This window comes from Leyella stercorea (genome assembly GCF_019052365.1).
Lineage (GTDB): Bacteria > Bacteroidota > Bacteroidia > Bacteroidales > Bacteroidaceae > Prevotella.
On sequence record NZ_JAHQUY010000003.1, the window covers coordinates 44,500 to 63,281 of the forward strand.

Annotated in this window: 15 protein-coding genes; 12 read left to right on the plus strand and 3 right to left on the minus strand. The window is 52.4% G+C overall.

The features are described from left to right. From coaE to rsmA, 3 genes are read left to right on the plus strand one after another with little or no spacing between them, the layout of a single operon-like run. Positions 1 to 573 carry a dephospho-CoA kinase gene (gene coaE, locus KTQ90_RS01110; protein ID WP_217316891.1) on the plus strand — a complete coding sequence of 191 codons (573 nt, stop codon included), beginning with the start codon at positions 1 to 3 and terminating at the stop codon, positions 571 to 573. Between the two features lie 23 nt (positions 574 to 596). After that, the gene (locus KTQ90_RS01115) at positions 597 to 1,040 is read left to right on the plus strand and encodes a DUF5606 family protein (protein ID WP_217316892.1); all 444 of its coding nucleotides are present in this window, start codon (positions 597 to 599) and stop codon (positions 1,038 to 1,040) included. After that, positions 1,040 to 1,843, plus strand: coding sequence for a 16S rRNA (adenine(1518)-N(6)/adenine(1519)-N(6))-dimethyltransferase RsmA (gene rsmA, locus KTQ90_RS01120; protein ID WP_022158900.1), 804 nt, complete (start codon positions 1,040 to 1,042; stop codon positions 1,841 to 1,843). Before KTQ90_RS01115 ends, rsmA begins: the two co-directional genes overlap by 1 nt. A gap of 469 nt (positions 1,844 to 2,312) precedes the next feature. Here the strand turns inward: rsmA and KTQ90_RS01125 are convergent, their stop codons facing one another. Further along, positions 2,313 to 2,876, minus strand: coding sequence for a Crp/Fnr family transcriptional regulator (locus tag KTQ90_RS01125; RefSeq protein WP_007898642.1), 564 nt, complete (start codon positions 2,874 to 2,876; stop codon positions 2,313 to 2,315). Positions 2,877 to 3,037: 161 nt separating this feature from the next. Between KTQ90_RS01125 and KTQ90_RS01130 the strand changes: the two genes are divergently transcribed. Further along, positions 3,038 to 3,364, plus strand: a complete 327-nt coding sequence (locus KTQ90_RS01130) for a DMT family transporter (protein ID WP_007898643.1) — start codon at positions 3,038 to 3,040, stop codon at positions 3,362 to 3,364. A 13-nt stretch (positions 3,365 to 3,377) separates the two neighbouring features. Beyond that, positions 3,378 to 4,559, plus strand: coding sequence for an MFS transporter (locus tag KTQ90_RS01135; RefSeq protein WP_217316893.1), 1,182 nt, complete (start codon positions 3,378 to 3,380; stop codon positions 4,557 to 4,559). Positions 4,560 to 4,812: 253 nt separating this feature from the next. On the opposite strand, the gene KTQ90_RS01140 is transcribed toward KTQ90_RS01135, so the two are convergent. After that, positions 4,813 to 6,114 (minus strand): hypothetical protein, encoded by a 1,302-nt coding sequence (locus KTQ90_RS01140; RefSeq protein ID WP_217316894.1) that lies wholly within the window; start codon positions 6,112 to 6,114, stop codon positions 4,813 to 4,815. Positions 6,115 to 6,365: 251 nt separating this feature from the next. On the opposite strand from KTQ90_RS01140, the gene KTQ90_RS01145 reads away from it, so the two are divergent. The 7 genes from KTQ90_RS01145 (at position 6,366) to asnB (ending at position 17,929) form a co-directional block, all read left to right on the plus strand. Then, entirely contained in the window at positions 6,366 to 6,962 is a 597-nt protein-coding gene (locus KTQ90_RS01145) for an RNA polymerase sigma factor (protein WP_217316895.1), read from the plus strand. Positions 6,963 to 7,349: 387 nt separating this feature from the next. Continuing rightward, positions 7,350 to 8,075 carry a NigD1/NigD2 family lipoprotein gene (locus KTQ90_RS01150; RefSeq protein WP_217316896.1) on the plus strand — a complete coding sequence of 242 codons (726 nt, stop codon included), beginning with the start codon at positions 7,350 to 7,352 and terminating at the stop codon, positions 8,073 to 8,075. Between the two features lie 24 nt (positions 8,076 to 8,099). After that, positions 8,100 to 8,678, plus strand: a complete 579-nt coding sequence (locus KTQ90_RS01155; RefSeq protein ID WP_217316897.1) for an RNA polymerase sigma factor — start codon at positions 8,100 to 8,102, stop codon at positions 8,676 to 8,678. Beyond that, positions 8,675 to 10,036, plus strand: coding sequence for an outer membrane beta-barrel protein (locus tag KTQ90_RS01160; protein ID WP_217316898.1), 1,362 nt, complete (start codon positions 8,675 to 8,677; stop codon positions 10,034 to 10,036). Before KTQ90_RS01155 ends, KTQ90_RS01160 begins: the two co-directional genes overlap by 4 nt. A 223-nt stretch (positions 10,037 to 10,259) precedes the next feature. Further along, the gene (gene gltB, locus KTQ90_RS01165; protein WP_217316899.1) at positions 10,260 to 14,822 is read left to right on the plus strand and encodes a glutamate synthase large subunit; all 4,563 of its coding nucleotides are present in this window, start codon (positions 10,260 to 10,262) and stop codon (positions 14,820 to 14,822) included. A 7-nt stretch (positions 14,823 to 14,829) separates the two neighbouring features. Next, entirely contained in the window at positions 14,830 to 16,179 is a 1,350-nt protein-coding gene (locus tag KTQ90_RS01170) for a glutamate synthase subunit beta (protein ID WP_217316900.1), read from the plus strand. A gap of 49 nt (positions 16,180 to 16,228) precedes the next feature. Then, positions 16,229 to 17,929, plus strand: a complete 1,701-nt coding sequence (gene asnB, locus KTQ90_RS01175) for an asparagine synthase B (protein WP_217316901.1) — start codon at positions 16,229 to 16,231, stop codon at positions 17,927 to 17,929. A 165-nt stretch (positions 17,930 to 18,094) separates the two neighbouring features. Here the strand turns inward: asnB and rpe are convergent, their stop codons facing one another. Next, positions 18,095 to 18,748 carry a ribulose-phosphate 3-epimerase gene (gene rpe, locus KTQ90_RS01180; protein WP_217316902.1) on the minus strand — a complete coding sequence of 218 codons (654 nt, stop codon included), beginning with the start codon at positions 18,746 to 18,748 and terminating at the stop codon, positions 18,095 to 18,097. Between the last annotated feature and the right edge of the window lie 34 nt (positions 18,749 to 18,782).

Genomic DNA, 18,782 nt, shown 5'->3' on the forward strand with positions numbered 1-18,782 from the left:
ATGAAGATAGCAATAACTGGCGGAATAGGTTCTGGCAAGAGCTATGTCTGCCGACTCTTGGAGCAGCGCGGCATCGAGGTGTATGACTGCGATGCTGCAGCAAAACGACTCATGCGCACCTCAGACAGGCTGCAACAGCAACTTAAGGTGCTCGTAGGCGACACTGTATACTCTGCCGACGGAGTGCTTCAGAAGCCGGTGCTTGCCGAGTTTCTTCTCGCAAGCGAGGCGAACAAGCTCGCCATAAACGACATCGTACACCCCGCAGTGGCCGACGACTTCGCCGCTTCCGGCAAGCAGTGGCTCGAAAGCGCCATACTCTTCGAGAGCGGATTCGACCGCCGCATAGCGTTCGACCATATAGTCTGCGTCACAGCGCCACGCCCAGTGCGCATACAGCGCATCGTGCAGCGCGACAACATCACGCCCGAACGCGCAGCCGAATGGATCGACGTGCAGATGAGCCAGCAGGAAGTGGCGCAGCGCAGCGACTTCTGCATACAGAACGACGGCGAGTGCGACCTGCAAGTGCAAATCGACGATATATTAAGACAAATAGCAATCAATAATTAATAATTAAATAAACATTAAAGACAATGGAAACAATTCTTTCAATAGCCGGCAAGCCGGGACTTTACAAACTCGTATCACGTGGCAACCGCAACCTCATCGTTGAGGCTCTCGACGCTACACACCGCCGTATGCCGGCTTTTGCTTCTGACCGCGTAACATCACTCGGCGACATCGCTATGTACACCGACGCAGAGGACATCCCATTGTGGCAGGTGCTGAAGAACCTCGGCGAGAAGGAGCAGTCGAAGGAGTGCTCGCTCAACTACAAGAAGTGCTCTGCTGACGAGCTCCACAACTTCTTCGCAGAGGTATTGCCTGCATACGATCGCGACCGCGTTCACGATTCAGACATCAAGAAGCTCATCCAGTGGTACAACATCCTCGTTAACAACGGCATCACCGACTTCGAGGCTGTGCTTGCACCCACAGAGGGCGACAACGTAGACGACCGTCAGGAGGCTGAGTAATGGTAAAGGCCGTTAGACCGAAGAAGAACTTAGGGCAGCACTTCCTCACCGACCTCGGCATAGCGAAAGCTATCGCCGACACGGTGGACGCCTGCCCCGACATACCGGTGCTTGAGATTGGACCGGGTATGGGCGTGATGACACAATTTCTCGTCACAAAGCCGCGCCTTGTGAAGGCTGTGGAGATCGACAAGGAGTCGGTGGCTTATCTTAACGAGACGTTTCCGAAGCTCCGCGAGAACATCATCGGCAACGACTTCCTGCGCATGGACCTTAACGAAATCTTCGACGGCAAGCAGTTCGTGCTCACGGGCAACTATCCTTACGACATCTCGTCGCAGATATTCTTCAAGATGCTCGACTACAAGGAGCTTATCCCTTGCTGCACGGGTATGATACAGCGCGAGGTGGCTCTGCGCATCGCGTCTGCACCAGGCACAAAGGCGTACGGCATCCTGTCGGTGCTCATCCAGGCTTGGTACGACGTAGAGTATCTCTTCACTGTCGACGAGACGGTGTTCAATCCGCCTCCAAAGGTGAAGAGTGCGGTGATACGCATGACGCGCAACACCGTGACCGACCTCGGTTGCGACGAGCGTCTGTTCAAGCGCGTCGTGAAGACCGTGTTCAACCAGCGCCGCAAGATGCTGCGCGTCAGCTTGCGCCAGATATTCGGCGGATCGGCTTCTGCCGAGTTCTACGCACAGGACATCATGACGAAGCGTCCGGAGCAGCTCTCCGTGGAGCAGTTCGTAGAGCTTACGAACATCGTGGAGGCAGAGATGAAGCGCCTTGAAATATAATAGGGGGTGTACTTGTTTTTTTTTGGTGCACTTATCTCTTTGTTGGTGCAGTTATCTCTTTGTTGGTGCAGTTGAGACAACTGCACCCCCTGATAATAGCACATACTTCTTAGGGGGTGCACTTGTCTCCGCTCGGCTTTGCCGCTTGCCAGAGCAAGAAGTGCACCAATTTATTAATAGCACATACTTCTTAGGGGGTGCACTTGTCTCAAGTGCACCAATTTATTAATAATACATACTTCTTAGGGGATGCACTTGTTTTTTGTTGGTGCAGTTCTTGCTTTGCCGCTTGTCAAAGCAAGAACTGCACCAACTTATTAATAACTCAAGTTTCGGATTTAGAATTGTGGTTGTCCAAATTTAAGTCTTCAAACAGGTGCGTAAATGTATCCATAAATAAATTCAACCTCGAATTCTAAATCCTAAACTTGATTAATATTAAAAACTATGTAATATCCGCCGAATCACGTCACTTTATTTGTGCCCTGATCCGGCTCAGACTTGCCTGTGTTATGCCTAAATAGGTAGCAATGTTTCCCAAAGGCAACCGTTGCAACAAATCGGGTTCTTTCTCTAACAACTCTTTGTACCGTTCCGAAGCAATGGCGGACAACATGGAAATTAGCCGTTCCTCGGTGGCAAGCAATTCCATCTCCGCATAACGCCGTCCCCAATTGGCAATATGCAAGTCTTCCGAAAACAATTCTTTCAGCTTTTTCCTCTCCAATACGTATAAGACTGAATCTTCCATCAGCTCCATCGTCTCATATCCCGGCTCATTGTTCACGTATCCTTTCATAGAAACAAGGGTAGCTCCTTCCTTGCCAACCCAAAATGTAATTTCTTTCCCGTCCACCGAAGTGTAAGCGCGGACAATGCCTTTCTTGATGAAAAAGATATCCTTTTCTATCTTGCCACTTTCCAACACGCAGAATCCTTTTGGGTACGAAACCTCAGTCAGGCATTGCCGCAATCTATCCAAAGACGCATTCGGCATGGCATATCTTTGATTGATGATTTCCTTTATATCCATAACTCATTGTTGTATTCGGTGTGCAAAATTATAAAATAGCACATAGAAAATGGAATGAACGGCTGTTTTTTTGCCAAATGCAAAAACAGTTTTTACCAAATGCAAAAAGCCATTAGAGATTACTTGCTTACTTTTGCACCTGAATTTAATAATTTATAGATATGAATTGGATAATCTTATTATTGGCAGGATTGTTTGAGGTGAGCCTTACATTCTGCTTGGGTAAAACGAGAGCAGCGTCAGGACTTGCTTTTTATCTGTGGGGTAGTGGCTTCTTGGCTTCCACGGTATTGAGCATGACCCTGCTTGCCAAGGCGGTTCAGACTTTACCTTTGGGAACGGCATACGCCATTTGGACGGGTATCGGGGCGGTTGGTACGGTCTTGATAGGGATATTCGTCTTCAAGGAGTCGGCCACTCCCATCCGTCTTTTCTTCCTGTTCACGCTCATTGCTTCTCTGATAGGATTGAAAATCGTGTCATATTGAAAGGAGACGGAAAATGAAGTATGAATTGAGGGAGAATCAAGGCATTCCGGTGCCTCTGCTGGCGCTGATGGCAGTTGCTACCGGGCTTTCTGTTGCCAACTGCTATTATAACCAGCCTCTGTTGGGCAGCATGGCTAAGGATTTCGCGGTAAGCGACTTTTCCGCCAGCATGGTGGCGACATTGACCCAGATAGGCTATGTGGCAGGGCTTGTATTTGTCATTCCGCTTGGCGACCTGGTTTCGCGAAAGAGACTGATATTGTCCAATTACATCGTTTCTTCGTGCGCTTTGCTTGCCATAGCACTCGCTCCGAACATCTATTGGGTGTGGGGCGCATCCTTGCTTGCCGGGGCATCTTCTGTCATGCCGCAGTTCTTCATTCCGTTGGTGTCATATAATTCAGCTCCTGATCACAAGGTGCGTAACGTGGGGATTATACAGTCCTGTTTGCTCATAGGCATTCTTGGGTCACGGGTATTCAGTGGTTTACTCGCCGATATATGGGGATGGCGTTCTGTCTATTTTGTGGCTTGCGTGTTTATGCTCGGGTGTTTTCTGATGATTCACAAAATGCTGCCCGTGTTGCCTGCCCGTTCACAAGAAAATTATGCAGGGCTGATGAAATCCTTGTTGCGTCTACTTTTCAAATACCCGTACTTGCGTATCGCGTCGTTGAGGGCGGCATTGGCTTATGGCTCGTTCTTTGCCTTGTGGAGTTGCCTTGCTTTCCGAATGAAGCAAGAGCCTTTCTTTGCGAGCGACGATATTATCGGAGCACTCGGTTTGTGCGGATTGGCAGGTGCATCCACGGTGGTTTTCATCAGCGGATATATCCAAAAGTATGGCGCAAGATTCTTCTCCATTGTCGGAGGATGCGTCATCTTGTTTGCATGGTTGTTGGCATTTTGGGGAAATGACAGTTACTTGTGGATGATAATCGCCATCCTCTTGATTGATGCCGGAATGCAGAGCATCCATCTGTCAAATCAGACCAGCGTGGTCGCTCTTGACGCATCCGCCATCAACCGGGTCAATACCGTTTATATGACTATTTACTTCTTAGGAGGTTCTGCCGGTACATTTGTTTCAGGTCTATTCTGGCAACATTATGGATGGATGGGTGTGGTAGGGGTAGGAGTTGCCTTTACCGCAGCTTCCTTGCTTACTAATTGCTTCAACTCTAAAACGGCATAAGGGTGGATGTCAAATTTCTTGTGCTTTTCCCAATCAAGTTTTTGTTTTCTATTGCAGTTATGTAATAAGTGTGTAGTTGAAAAAATCTGCCATATCTACCAGCATCTTACGCAACTTGCACATTATAAGCACAATAAAGGCTGGTAGATAAGTCGCCGGAAGCCTAAATCTTCCAGCCTATCTACCAGCCTTTTTTGTATATCTACCAGCCTATGCCGTTCTGTTTAGCGTCACTGGCGTTTTTTTAGCTGTTTTACTTCTGCAGATACTTCTTGCCGTTGATGATAACGATGCCCTTATAGTCGGCAGCTACACGCTGACCAGCGATGTTGTAGCGTACGTTGCTCTGCGCCTTAACGGTTGTCTGAACGCCGTTGATAGAAGAAGCAGCGTCGTCGAGCACGAAGAGCATCGGCTTGACAGCATTCTCCTGAGCCTCTTTCCATGCACCGAATGTAGTGTATGTAGAGTTGCCGAACTGCATGAACTGACCGTTGTTAGTGATAGTGAATGTGCCGTTCTCTGCAGGCTCTACAGTCCAAGCCTTAGCCTCGTTGCCGAGCTGGAATGAAGCGTGCGAACCATCTGAGTAGAGGTAGTAACCGTTAGCGTCCTTGATAGCGTAGCCGCCATCAACGCCCTCGAATGTGAATGCGTCGTTGTAAGACGACTTGATCTTGAGCTCGTCAACGATGCCGTCAACCTTGAAAGAGTTGAGGTAGCCGTACGGCTTCTCTGCGTTGTACTTCACCGGAGCAGCGTAGTAAGTCTTCTCGTCGCGCTGAGCAACGATGAGGTAGTTCTTGCCAGCCTCTACAGCAGTAGCCTTCTTGTATACGTTCATGTGGTAAACATAAACTGTGCAGGTAGCAGTGCCGGCGTTGAAGTCGTCGTTCTCCTCAGCAGAAGCAGTGATGACAGCCTTGCCCTCCTTGCCTGTAGCAGCGATGACGCCCTCAGCGTTTACTGTAGCCACCTCCTCGTTGTCAGAAACGAACTTAACGGCAGCTGTTGTCTCCTTTGTGAAGGTAGGAGCAGTGAATGTTGTGCCGAGCTCGTAGTTGACAGTTGTCTCAGAGAACTTCAAGCCAGCAGCCTTCTTTGTAGAGCCTGCCTCACCGCTGACAGTTACCTCGATGGTAGTAGCGCGAACCTGGCCCGACTCAGCTGTGAAGTTAACGGCAGCAGCGTTGCCTACCCATGTGCCGATCTTGTCCTTGTAAGTGTAGCCGTCCTGAGCAGCGAAGCAGCCAGGACCCCACTTCGTAGTGTTGTTGGCTGTACATGTGAACACGATCTGTGTGATGTTGCCAACAGTAGAAGACACTGTCAGAATGTTGCCTTTGTAGATACGGAACTGCTCACCGTTATACAGGTTGCCGGCACCAGAAGGAGATGTACCCTTTTCGATGGTGAGGGTGATGCCATCCTGAGTTACTGTAGCGGTTTCGCTACCTTTGAAGTCTGTAGCATTGAGAGTGATAACGCCTGCGAATGCCGTACTGCAAACGAGCATAAGCATAGCCATGAATGCGTAGCGTAAAGTTTTGATCATAATGTTTGAATTTTGAGTTTATAAATGTTTAGAATTACATTGCAAAGATATACATTCTAAGCGAGAAAAGCAATTACAATAAGGTGAAAAATCCCGTACAATTCAAAAAACTCTGCTAATTCTTTGGGCGTTTCATTAAAATAGTTTAACTTTGCCTATGCGTTAATGCAAAGCAACATTATTATTCATTTTAAAAGCCCCTGTTTATTGCCTATCGAAGCACATTTACTTAACAAAAAACGATTAAGAAAATGAAGAATTTAAAGGATATGACCGACGAGGAGTTGGCCTTATCATACGTCGATGGGAATAACAAGGCTTTCGATCTGTTGCTTTCGCGCAATCAGCAGAACCTTTTCTCATACATCCTTTTCGTGGTTCACGACCGCGAGACCGCCGATGACATCTTCCAGGAGACCTTCATAAAGGTTATCACCCGTCTCCAGGAGGGCCGCTACGTCGTCAGCGGCAAGTTCGGCGCGTGGGTGATGCGTATCGCTCACAACGCCATCATGGACTGGTATCGCGACCAGACGTCGCGTTGTATCGTGAAAGCCGGAAAGGACAACGACCTCTCTAATATAGGTGGCGACGACCTCGTGGAGGGCAACATCGAGAACACCTACGTCAACCGTCAGGTGATGAGCGACGTGCGCCGTCTTCTCGACATGCTGCCGCCTATACAGCGCGAGGTGGTGTACATGCGCTTCTACCAGCAACTCTCGTTCAAGGAGATTGCCGACACCACGAGCGTGAGCATCAACACCGCACTCGGACGCATGCGCTACGCCCTGCTCAACATGCGACGCATGGCGAAGAGCAACGGCATCTCGCTGCAGCTGATGTAAGGTGAGGTGTAGCTTTTACTTATCGTAGGAGGCTACGGCATTAGCTTTCCGCTACGCGCCGCTGACTTTCAGTTCCTGCCGTAGCCATTGCAAACAGTTGTATTTCAGTTACTAATGGCTACGGCAAGAATGCCGTAGCCTCCTACGATTTGCATTGTTAGCTGTTCAATTTGCCAATGTTACCACGCACTGGTAACCGTGTTTTTGCTATGCGGTAATGATGTTACCGGTTTGCGGTAATGGTATTACCAGTTTGCGGTAAATGTGTTTTTTTTCAGTTTCTCAGGCAAGGTTTCCTATCTATTGCGATTTAATGGGTTGAAACCGATTCTTAAATCGGCTGAAACAATAAGCATAAAGATAGAAAACCAAAAAAAGAAAAGTGATATGAAAACAAGAAAACTCTCTGTTTTAGTCTTGGGCTTCTTGGCCTCAGTGTTCGGTCTGATTTCCTGCGATATGGATTCGGACAACTATAATGTGCAGCGTCCTACGGCGCTCGTCACCGTATATCCCATCACCTCAGAGTCGTTCCGCATGCAGCTCGACGACCAGACCGTGCTCTTTCCTACCAACATGAAGGCTTCGCCCTTCGGCGATAAGAAGGTGCGTGCGCTCGTGAGCTACGAGTACGAGGAGGGCGTCACAGGCAATCTGCGCAACGTGCGCGTCAACTGGATTGACAGCATACGCACCAAGCAGCCCGTCGTGTCGAAGGGCAGTGACGACGAGAAGCTGTACGGCAACGACGGCGTAGAGATTGTGCGCGACTGGGTGACGGTGGCTGAAGACGGCTACCTCACATTGCGCCTGCGCACCATCTGGGGCGGCGGCAAGCACATCATCAATCTCGTGGGCGGCGTCAACAAGGATAATGTATACGAGTTCGACCTTCGCCACAATGCTCAGGGCGACATCAGTGGCGTGCTGGGCGACGCGCTCATCGCCTTCGACCTCAACAGCATGTGGCCCGACCATCCCGAGGAAGTGAAGATAAAGCTCAACTGGAAGTCGTTCAGCGGCAAGAAGTCGATGGAGTTTCCGCTGAAGATGCACAGCGACAAGAGCTTTATTTACACAGGCGACATAGCGAAGTCGCGTTTCGTCGATTAACCTTTCACCACATAAACCCTCAGAATGTTCCGATTCTCATTTCACAAGTCTGATAGCGAGGAGCGCCTGCTGCAACGCATGCAGCAGGGCGACACGTCTGCCGCGGAGCCACTCTACCGGCTCCACGTGCGCTATCTGTCTGCCTTGTGCTCGCGCTATCTCACCGATGATGAGGACATAAAAGACGTTCTGCAGGAGTCGTTCCTAAGAATATTCTCTTCGATAGACTCCTTCGAGTATCGCGGCAAGGGATCGCTGAGGGGATGGATGGCGAAGATTACGCTCAACGAGACACTGAAGTTTCTGCGCGCCCGTAGCCAGCTCGACGTCGTAGACATAGCCGACCTGCCGCACGACGTGCCCGACACCGACCTGCAGACCGAAGGCATACCCACCGACGTGCTCCACCGCTTCGTGCGCGAACTGCCCGACGGCTACCGCACGGTGTTCAACCTCTACGTCGTCGACGACAAGAGCCATAAGGAGATAGCCTCGCTGCTCGGCATAAAGGAGAGCACGTCGGCATCGCAGCTGCACAAGGCGAAGGCGATGCTCGCAAGAAAGATAAAACAATACAGAACCAGTAATTCCTTTCTACTATGAAGCGAAATTGGAAAGAAGACATACACGACCGCCTCGGCAACTTCGAGACCGATGCTCCAGACGGACTCTGGGAAGCCATACACCAGCGTATGGCTCAGACGGAGCCTGCCCAGGCGGAGAAGCGCCAGACGCCTTTCGTCCTGCAGCCCGCTCTGCGCCGCACGGCGTGTGCAGCCGCAGCGTGTCTTGCCCTTATTGCGGGATACCAGTATTTCGGCGACGGCGGAAAGGAGACTGTCAGCGGAGTGAAACAGGCTGGCGTCAACGGAATGATTGCCGTAGGAGGCACGGTCGCATCCGACAATAGCCGGTACGTTGCGTCTAAGCCTGCAACCGCATCAATTGTTGCAACGAACCTCGCCGGCGTGCGTGTAGCTAAGAATGGCGTAACGCCCGCTGCCGACGCAGCCGTGCTGCCGACGCAGAACGACGAATCTGCACAAATCTCAACATCTCAACATCTCAACACCTCAACATCACAACACCCCAACCCATCAACATCTCAACATCTCAACCCCTCAACATCACAACACCTCAACCCCTCAACATCACAACACCTCAACCCCTCAACATCACAACATCTCAACCCCTCAACATCACAACCCCACAACCCCTCAACCCCTCAGCTTGCATACACGCCAGTCGAAAACAGTCGGGGCAGGCATGAAGGCGCGGCGGCTCGCTGGACGCTATCCACCAGCGCCACGACCGGCATGGGCGCATCGTCAGTCACCAATTCTACCGCTACGTACGTCGAAGCGGTAGGTCCAGACGACGTGATGTGGGCAGACAATCCGCAGCTCGGCATCGGCATCTTCAACCAAGGCAAGAGCGTTAAGACCGAGTACAAGCACCGGCTGCCGGTGCGCGTAGGGATCAACGTGGCTTATCGCCTTACAGACCGACTCAGCGTGGAAAGCGGCGTGAGCTACACGCGACTCTCCTCTGACATGAAGGACGGCACGAAGGACAACTACTCGTCGAGCAGTCAGAAACTCGACTACATCGGCGTTCCGCTCAACGTGAAGTATCGCGCCTTCGGCTATCGCCGACTGAGCGTATACGCCTCAGCCGGACTGCTAACGGAGAAGTGCGTGTCGGGCAAGGCAACACACGAGTACGTGATAAGCGGCGAGAAGAAGAAGCACGAGGCGGATGACGTGGCTGAGAAGCCTTGGCAGCTCTCCGTCAACGCAGCCCTCGGAGCACAGTTCGACGTGCTCCGCAATGTGGGCGTCTACGTCGAGCCGGGCGTGAGCTACTACTTCGACGACCGCTCTCCGCTCAGCACGATATACAAGGAGAAGCCCCTCAACTTCAATCTTAATCTGGGCGTTAGATACACGATAGGCAAATAGCCATGAGCTTATACCGTCTTCGTATTTTGCTCGTATTTATTGCATATAGCATAAAAATGTTACGTATTTTGTTGAATTTGTAACAAAATATTAGCTTTCGATGTAAAAATCTGTCTTGATATTTGCGTGTTTTGATTGATAGTCTTACTTTTGTAGCCGAAAACACATTTTATAAGTTCATTCGAGTAAGAAGATGTTTTAAGGTATCAACCAAAATAATATTATGGACGCAAAACAAGGATTGTATACCTCAGCCTACGAGCACGATGCGTGCGGCGTAGGCATGGTGGTGAACATACATGGAGGCAAGAGTCATGAGCTGGTGGATAACGCTCTGCGTGTGCTGGAGAACATGCAGCACCGTGGAGCCGAGACTCGTGACAAGACAGGTGATGGTGCTGGCATAATGGTTCAGATTCCACACGAGTTTATTCTGCTGCAAGGCATTCCCGTACCCGAAAAGGGACGTTACGGAACAGGTTTGGTGTTTCTTCCGCGAGACGAGAAGCTGCAGAACCGGATTCTGAACATCATGATCGAGGAGATAGAACGCGAAGGCCTCGAACTGACACACCTGCGAAACGTGCCCGTCAACGAAGACGTGCCGGGTGTGGCAGCACGCGAAGTGATGCCAGCGATACGCCAGATGTTCGTGGCGCCTACGCCCTCGCTCTCCACTTCTTCGGAAGGCACCGATGCCGTTTCGCTCGAAACCAAACTCTATAAAGTAAGAAAGCGCATCGAGCGCAGAATCCTGCCGCTTGGTATCGATTCTTTCTATATCTGCTCTTTATCTTCAAAGAACATCGTTTACAAGGGTATGCTCACCAGCGGGCAATTGCGCCGCTTCTACCAGGACCTGACCAATCCTTACTTCACCTCAGGACTGGCTCTTGTGCATAGCCGCTTCTCAACCAATACCTTCCCGAAATGGAAACTGGCTCAGCCCTTCCGCTTGCTCTGCCACAACGGCGAGATAAACACCGTACGCGGCAACCGTGCGTGGATGAAGGCACGAGAGAGCGTGCTCAGTTCGGGCGCTTTGGGCGACATCAAGGACATCCTGCCCATCGTAGAGGAAGACATGAGCGACTCCGCCTCGCTCGACAACGTGTTCGAGTTCCTTATAATGAGCGGCATGAGTCTGCCTCAAGCCATGGCTATCCTTGTGCCCGAATCGTTCAACGACAAGAATCCTATATCGGAAGACCTCAAGGCTTTCTACGAGTATTACTCCATCCTGATGGAACCATGGGACGGACCGGCAGCGCTTATGTTCTCTGACGGCAGGTACGCAGGCGGTATGCTCGACCGCAACGGTCTGCGCCCGTCGCGCTACACGATAACCAAGAGCGGCATGATGGTGGTGGCAAGCGAGGTCGGCGTGATGGACTTCGAGCCGTCGGATGTGGTCAGCAAGGGACGTCTCGAGCCAGGCAAGATTCTGCTTATCGACACCGAGGAAGGCAGGATATATTACGACGGCGAGATAAAGGACAAGCTGGCTCACGAGCATCCTTACCGCCAGTGGCTTTCTACAGGACGCATTCAGCTTGAGAACCTCAAGAGCGGTCGCAAGGTAGCCAACTCCGTAGCCGACTACGATACGAAGCTGCGCGCTTTCGGCTTCGGAGAAGAAGACATCGAACGCACCATCATACCTATGTGTACAAATGGACAGGAGCCGGTGGCTGCCATGGGCAACGACACGCCGCTCGCCGTACTGAGCGAGCGCCCGCAGCTGTTGTTCAACTATTTCCGTCAGCAGTTTGCGCAGGTCACCAATCCTGCCATCGACCCTATACGTGAGGAACTGGTGATGTCGCTTACCGAATATATAGGACGTGTGGGCAGCGGAATCCTTACTCCCGACGAGAGCAACTGCAAGATGGTGCGTCTGCCGCAACCCGTGCTCACCAATACCGAACTCGACCTGCTTTGCAATATCCGCTACAAGGGATTCAACACCGTGAAGCTGCCCATGCTCTTCGAGGTGGAGAAAGGCGAAAGCAGTCTGCGCAGCGCTCTCGACAATCTGTGCAAGAAGGCAGAGGAGAGCGTGGACGAGGGTGTCAACTACATCATCCTCACCGACCGCGACATCGACGGCAAGCATGCTGCCATACCGTCGCTCCTCGCTGTCAGCGCCGTTCACCATTATCTTATCTCTGTGGGCAAGCGCGTACAGACCGCCATCATCGTTGAGAGCGGCGAGATAAGGGAAGTGATGCACGCTGCCTTGCTGCTCGGCTACGGAGCCAGCGCCATCTGTCCGTATATGACCTTCGCCATTATAGACCATCTGGTCGCAACGCATAAGATTCAGGAAGAATACCATACCGCCGAGCAAAACTATATAAAGGCTGTGGATAAGGGTCTGAAGAAGATCATGTCGAAGATGGGCATCTCTACTATCCGCTCTTATCGTGGCGCAAAGATATTCGAGAGTATAGGCATATCAGAGGCTCTGCTCAGAAAACACTTCGGCACGGAGCTTAGCACCATCGGCGGTATCGGACTGAAGGATATCGCGAGAGAATACACGGAGCTTAATCAGAGAGCTTTCTTCCCGTCTCCGGTTGTGAAGGCAGAGGAGAAGTATTTCCTGCCGAACAACGGTCTGTTCAGTTATAGAAAGGACGGCATAGAACATGCGTGGAACCCAGAAACCATCACGAAGCTGCAGCTTGCCACACGCTTGGGCAGCTATAAGCAGTTTAAGGAGTGGGCAGCAATCGTTGACACCCATTCAGCTACGGGAGACACCGCAAAGGGCCAGCGCCCCATCTTCCTTCGCAATCTGCTCACCTTCAAGAAGGCTGCAACGCCTACACCGCTCGACGAAGTGGAGCCGGTGGAGAGCATCGTACGCCACTTCGTTACGGGTGCCATGTCGTTCGGAGCGCTCAGCATCGAGGCTCATGAGGCTCTTGCCTTGGCGATGAACCGTCTCGGCGCACGAAGCAATACGGGTGAGGGTGGCGAGGACAACGCCCGCTACCACACAACGGTGGACGGCGTGTCGCTTAGCAGCAAGACAAAGCAGATTGCTTCGGGTCGTTTCGGCGTTACAGCCGAATATCTTGTCAACGCCGAAGAGTTGCAGATAAAGGTGGCGCAGGGCGCAAAGCCTGGTGAAGGCGGACAGTTGCCCGGCTTCAAGGTGAACAAGATTATCGCCAAGACACGTAACGCCATACCAGGCATTACGCTTATATCGCCCCCACCGCATCACGATATCTATTCTATCGAAGATCTTGCCCAGCTGATTTTCGACCTTAAGAATATCAATCCGACAGCCGCAGTCAGCGTTAAGCTTGTGGCAGAGAGCGGTGTGGGCACCATTGCAGCCGGTGTGGCAAAGGCGAAGGCCGACCTCATCGTCATCTCAGGCGCTGAGGGCGGAACGGGAGCAAGTCCGGTTTCGTCAATGCGTTTTGCCGGCATCTCGCCGGAGATAGGTCTTGCTGAGGCTCAGCAGACACTCGTGCTCAACGGTCTGCGCGACCAGGTTCGCCTGCAGACTGACGGACAACTCAAGACGGCACGCGACGTAATCGTTATGGCTATGCTTGGTGCAGACGAGTTCTCATTCGGTACGTTGCCGCTCATCGTGCTCGGCTGTCTGATGATGCGCAAGTGCAATACAAATACATGTCCGGTAGGTGTGGCAACGCAGGACGAAACCCTTCGCGCCAAGTTCCGCGGACGTGCCGAATACGTGGTCAACTTCTTCACGTTCCTTGCTCAGCAGACGCGCGAATACCTGTCTGAGATTGGCGTAAGACATCTTAAGGACATCATCGGTCGCACCGACTTGATAGAGGTTATACCGCAGGACAAGGCGTCAAAGTTGGGAACCATCGACTTCAGCCGACTGCTCCACCGTCCTGATACGGAGAAGGCTCTGTATTGGGATCGTAGCGAGTTCACAAAAGTGAGCGGCGTAAAGGACGAAGACATCATAAGCGCCTGCGAGAAGGCTATCGAAAACAAGGAAGAGGTGAATCTCGACTACGCCATCAAGAACACCGACCGTGCTGTCACGACCATGCTCTCGGGCGTAATAGCCAAGCGATATGGCGAAGAAGGACTGCCCGATTCTACAATCAACATAAAGTTCAAGGGTTCGGCAGGACAGAGTTTCGGAGCTTTCGCCGTACGCGGTCTCAATGTGCGTCTGGAAGGTGAGACCAACGACTATTTCGCAAAGGGACTCTCCGGCGGACGCATCAGTATTCTGCCTCCGTCGCGTTCGAGTGCAGATTTCGTGGCTGAGGACAATATCATTGCCGGCAACACAGGACTGTACGGCGCAACCGATGGCGAACTGTATGTGAACGGTCGTGTGGGCGAGCGCTTCGGTGTACGCAACTCGGGAGCCACAGCCGTAATAGAAGGTGCAGGCGACCATTGCTGCGAGTATATGACCGGTGGTCGTGTTGTTGTGCTCGGACAGATAGGACGCAACTTCGCAGCCGGTATGAGCGGAGGTCTGGCTTACGTCTGGGACCGCGAACATACTTTTGATTATTTCTGCAATATGGATCAGGTGGAGATTTCGCTCGTCGAGGAAAGCTCGGCACGCAAGGAACTCCACGAACTCATTCGACAGCACTATCTCTACACAGGCTCAGCCTTGGCACGTCGCATGCTTGACGACTGGAACCGCTACGTAGAGGACTTCATTCTTGTCACTCCAATCGAATACAAGCGAGTGCTTCAGGAGGAGAAGATGCGCCAGCTTGAAGAGAAGATCGCCAATATGCAACTAATAAACAACTAAGAAAAAGATGGGAAAACTAAAAGCTTTCATGGAAGTGCCCAGGCTGGAAGCCGGGTATCGTCCTTTGCACGAAAGAATACACGACTTTGGCGAGGTAGAGCAGACTCTCAACTCGCGTGACCGCATGGCTCAAGCCAGCCGCTGCATGGACTGTGGCGTGCCGTTCTGCCATTGGGCTTGTCCGTTGGGCAATAAGGATCCGGAATGGAACGACGCTCTCTGCAAGGGCGACTGGGAACTGGCTTACCGTCTGCTCAATGCCACTAACGACTTCCCCGAATTTACCGGCCGCATCTGTCCTGCGCTCTGCGAAAAGGCTTGCGTGCTCAATCTTACCGATCATGCTCCGGTCACCAACCGCGAGAACGAGGCTGCCATTACAGAGACAGCATGGCACGAGGACTATATAAAGCCGATGATCTTCCCGCGTAACGGCAAGAGTGTTGCGGTCGTTGGTGCCGGACCTTCCGGTCTTGTGGCAGCCAACCGCCTTAACCGTATGGGCTACGCCGTCACCGTGTTCGACAAGAACGAGGCAGCTGGCGGCTTGCTGCGTTACGGCATTCCAAACTTCAAGCTCTCGAAGCATATCATCGACCGTAGACTCGACATACTCGTGGAGGAAGGCATACGGTTCGTATACAATACGGTAGTGGAAACCAGTTCGCTACCCGAAGGTTTTGACGCCTATGTCATTGCTACAGGAACGCCCGAGGCTCGCGATCTGAAGAACGTGCCCGGCCGTGAACTTAAAGGTGTGCACCTCGCCTTGGAGCTGCTCTCGCAACAGAACCGCGTCCTATCTGGAGCAGAGTACTCGAAGGACGAGCGTGTCACCTGCAAGGGCAAGGACGTTCTGGTCATCGGCGGTGGCGATACCGGTTCGGACTGCATAGGCACAGCGCATCGTCAGGGATGCAAGAGCGTAACTCAGATAGAGATTATGCCACGCCCCGTAGAGGGGCTCGACGATCCGAAGAATCCGTGGCCTAACTATCCGCGCGTGCTCAAGACCACGTCGAGCCACGAGGAGGGATGTACGCGCCGCTGGAACATCAACACGCTGGAGTTTATAGGCAAGAACGGCAGATTGTGCGGCGTTAGAGTGCAGCCCATCGATTGGCAGCCAAACCCTGAAGGCGGCCGTCCGACAATGGTTGAGGCTGGCGACCCAGAGGTGATAAAGTGCGAGGCTTGCTTCCTTGCGATGGGATTCCTCAAACCGCAGCATCCCGACTATCCGGAGAACGTCTTCGTCTGCGGCGACGCCTTGAACGGAGCCTCGCTTGTGGTGAGAGCTATGGCAAGCGGTCGCGATGCGGCGCAGAAGGTGGATAGCTACCTGCAGTCGCTTTGAGTGAATTGAATGTTTTTGTAGTTTTATTTACAATTAGATAGAGAGTATTATGTGCGGAATAGTAGCAATATTCAACGTTAAGGAGCAGACGCCAGAGCTGCGCAGCAAGGCACTTGGCATGAGCAAGAAGATACGTCACCGCGGTCCTGACTGGAGCGGCATTCATTGTTCGGGAAGCGCCATACTGGCTCACGAGCGACTGAGCATTGTCGACCCGGAGAGTGGAGGTCAGCCTCTGTTTTCGCCCGACGGCAAGCAGGTGCTGGCTGTGAACGGTGAGATATACAACCACAAGGAGATAAGAGAAAGATACAAGGGGCGTTATGATTTCCAGACGGGCAGCGACTGCGAGGTTATTCTGGCGCTTTATCGCGACAAGGGCGTCAACTTTCTCGAAGATCTGAACGGCATCTTCGCCTTTGCTCTTTATGACGAGGAGCAGGACGCTTTCCTCATCGCCCGCGACCATATAGGCGTCATACCTCTTTATATCGGATACAACGCCGACGGAAAGGTGTTTGTGGCAAGCGAGCTTAAGGCCTTGGAGGGTGAGTGCGAGCGTTATGAGCCTTTTCTGCCGGGCCACTACTACTGGAGCAAGGACCCCGGAATGAAGCGTTGGTACAAGCGCGACTGGATGGAGTACGACAATGTGAAGGACAACACGGCGAGCAGCGACGCAATACGCAAGAGTCTTTGCGCTGCCGTGAAACGCCAGATGATGAGCGACGTGCCCTACGGAGTGCTGCTCTCGGGCGGACTCGACAGCAGCGTTATCAGCGCCATCACCGAGAGCTACGCCGAACGCCGTATAGAGACCGACAGCAGAAGCCGTGCCTGGTGGCCGCGTCTCCACTCGTTTGCCGTGGGGCTAAAGGGAGCGCCCGACTTGGCGAAGGCGCGTCTGGTAGCCGACCACATAGGCACGGTGCATCACGAAATCAACTATACCATTCAGGAAGGACTGGACGCCCTGCGCGACGTTATCTACTTCATCGAGACCTACGATATAACTACCGTGCGTGCCTCCGTGCCGATGTATCTGCTGGCGCGTGTGATAAAGTCGATGGGCATAAAGATGGTGCTTTCGGGCGAGGGAGCCGACGAGATTTTCGGTGGCTACCTCTACTTCCACAAGGCTCCTTCGGCAGAGGAGTTTCATAAGGAGACCGTGCGCAAGCTCTCGAAGCTGCATCTGTATGACTGTCTGCGTGCCAACAAGAGTCTCTCGGCGTGGGGTGTGGAAGGTCGTGTGCCGTTCCTCGACAAGGAGTTTCTTGATGTGGCTATGCGCACCAATCCCAAGGCTAAGATGTGCAGCGTTCTCCCAGCATCTCGGTCGGGCGAAGCCGACCCCAAGGCGTCTATAGAAAAGCGCATCGTGCGTGAGGCGTTCGAGGACATGCTGCCTGAGGAGGTGGCGTGGCGACAGAAGGAGCAGTTCAGCGACGGCGTAGGCTACTCGTGGATTGACATCTTGAAGAAGATAACGTCAGAGGCTGTCACCGACGAGCAGATGGCGCATGCTGAAGAGCGTTTCCCCATCAACACGCCGCTGTGCAAGGAGGAGTATTACTACCGTTCCATCTTCGAAGAGCATTTCCCGAGCGAGAGTGCGGCCCGCAGCGTGCCTCACGAGGCAAGTGTGGCTTGCTCTACAGCAGTGGCTCTGGAGTGGGACGAGGCGTGGAAGAACATGAACGATCCGAGCGGTCGTGCCGTCTCTGGCGTCCACGAAAACGCTTTGTAGGGTGATGCCGTAAAAAGCGTGAATGATGTAAAAGACAAAGCGTGAATGGCAATGTAAAAGACAAGCGTTAAAAGTAATGTAAAATAGAAAAAGCGGAGACCTTTACGATGAAGGTTTCCGCTTTTTATGCTTTATAGAGTGCTGGATAGCCAGCAATAACTGTGCTTAGAGGCAATGCTTCAGACTGTGTATCGTAGCGATAGGGTCTGCAGCCTTGAACACGTAGCTGCCGCTCACGAGCACGTCGGCACCAGCAGCCACGAGCAGCGGAGCCGACTTGTCGTCTACGCCGCCGTCTATCTGTATGAGAGCCTTGCTGCCCGACTCGTCGATGAGGCGGCGCAGGCGCTTTGTCTTCTCTACCGAGTTGGGTATGAACTTCTGTCCACCGAAGCCCGGGTTGACGCTCATCAGCAGCACCATATCCACATCGCAGATGATGTCCTCGAGCATGCTCATCGGAGTGTGCGGGTTGAGCGTCACGCCAGCCTTCATGCCCGCAGCGTGAATCTCCTGAACGGTGCGGTGCAGGTGAGTGCACGCCTCGTAGTGTACGTTCATCATCATGGCGCCCGTAGCAGCCACCTGCTTGATGTAGTTCTCCGGATGCACAATCATCAGGTGAACGTCGAGCGGCTTCTTGCACTCCTTTGCAACAGCCTGTATGACGGGGAATCCGAACGAGATGTTAGGCACGAACACGCCGTCCATGATGTCGAGGTGCAACCAGTCGGCCTCGCTGCGGTTTATCATGTCGATGTCCGAACGCAAGTCGATGAAGTTCGCTGAGAGAAGCGAAGGTGATATGAGAGTTTCCATTCCTGTTTATTTTATTTACTTTCTTTGTTTACGT

Bases quoted from the DNA above. Each gene is read 5' to 3' on its own strand.
- coaE (WP_217316891.1), top strand. From the start codon at position 1: ATGAAGATAGCAATAACTGGCGGAATAGGTTCTGGCAAGAGCTATGTC.
- KTQ90_RS01115 (WP_217316892.1), top strand. From the start codon at position 597: ATGGAAACAATTCTTTCAATAGCCGGCAAGCCGGGACTTTACAAACTC.
- rsmA (WP_022158900.1), top strand. From the start codon at position 1,040: ATGGTAAAGGCCGTTAGACCGAAGAAGAACTTAGGGCAGCACTTCCTC.
- KTQ90_RS01125 (WP_007898642.1), bottom strand. From the start codon at position 2,876: ATGGATATAAAGGAAATCATCAATCAAAGATATGCCATGCCGAATGCG.
- KTQ90_RS01130 (WP_007898643.1), top strand. From the start codon at position 3,038: ATGAATTGGATAATCTTATTATTGGCAGGATTGTTTGAGGTGAGCCTT.
- KTQ90_RS01135 (WP_217316893.1), top strand. From the start codon at position 3,378: ATGAAGTATGAATTGAGGGAGAATCAAGGCATTCCGGTGCCTCTGCTG.
- KTQ90_RS01140 (WP_217316894.1), bottom strand. From the start codon at position 6,114: ATGATCAAAACTTTACGCTACGCATTCATGGCTATGCTTATGCTCGTT.
- KTQ90_RS01145 (WP_217316895.1), top strand. From the start codon at position 6,366: ATGAAGAATTTAAAGGATATGACCGACGAGGAGTTGGCCTTATCATAC.
- KTQ90_RS01150 (WP_217316896.1), top strand. From the start codon at position 7,350: ATGAAAACAAGAAAACTCTCTGTTTTAGTCTTGGGCTTCTTGGCCTCA.
- KTQ90_RS01155 (WP_217316897.1), top strand. From the start codon at position 8,100: ATGTTCCGATTCTCATTTCACAAGTCTGATAGCGAGGAGCGCCTGCTG.
- KTQ90_RS01160 (WP_217316898.1), top strand. From the start codon at position 8,675: ATGAAGCGAAATTGGAAAGAAGACATACACGACCGCCTCGGCAACTTC.
- gltB (WP_217316899.1), top strand. From the start codon at position 10,260: ATGGACGCAAAACAAGGATTGTATACCTCAGCCTACGAGCACGATGCG.
- KTQ90_RS01170 (WP_217316900.1), top strand. From the start codon at position 14,830: ATGGGAAAACTAAAAGCTTTCATGGAAGTGCCCAGGCTGGAAGCCGGG.
- asnB (WP_217316901.1), top strand. From the start codon at position 16,229: ATGTGCGGAATAGTAGCAATATTCAACGTTAAGGAGCAGACGCCAGAG.
- rpe (WP_217316902.1), bottom strand. From the start codon at position 18,748: ATGGAAACTCTCATATCACCTTCGCTTCTCTCAGCGAACTTCATCGAC.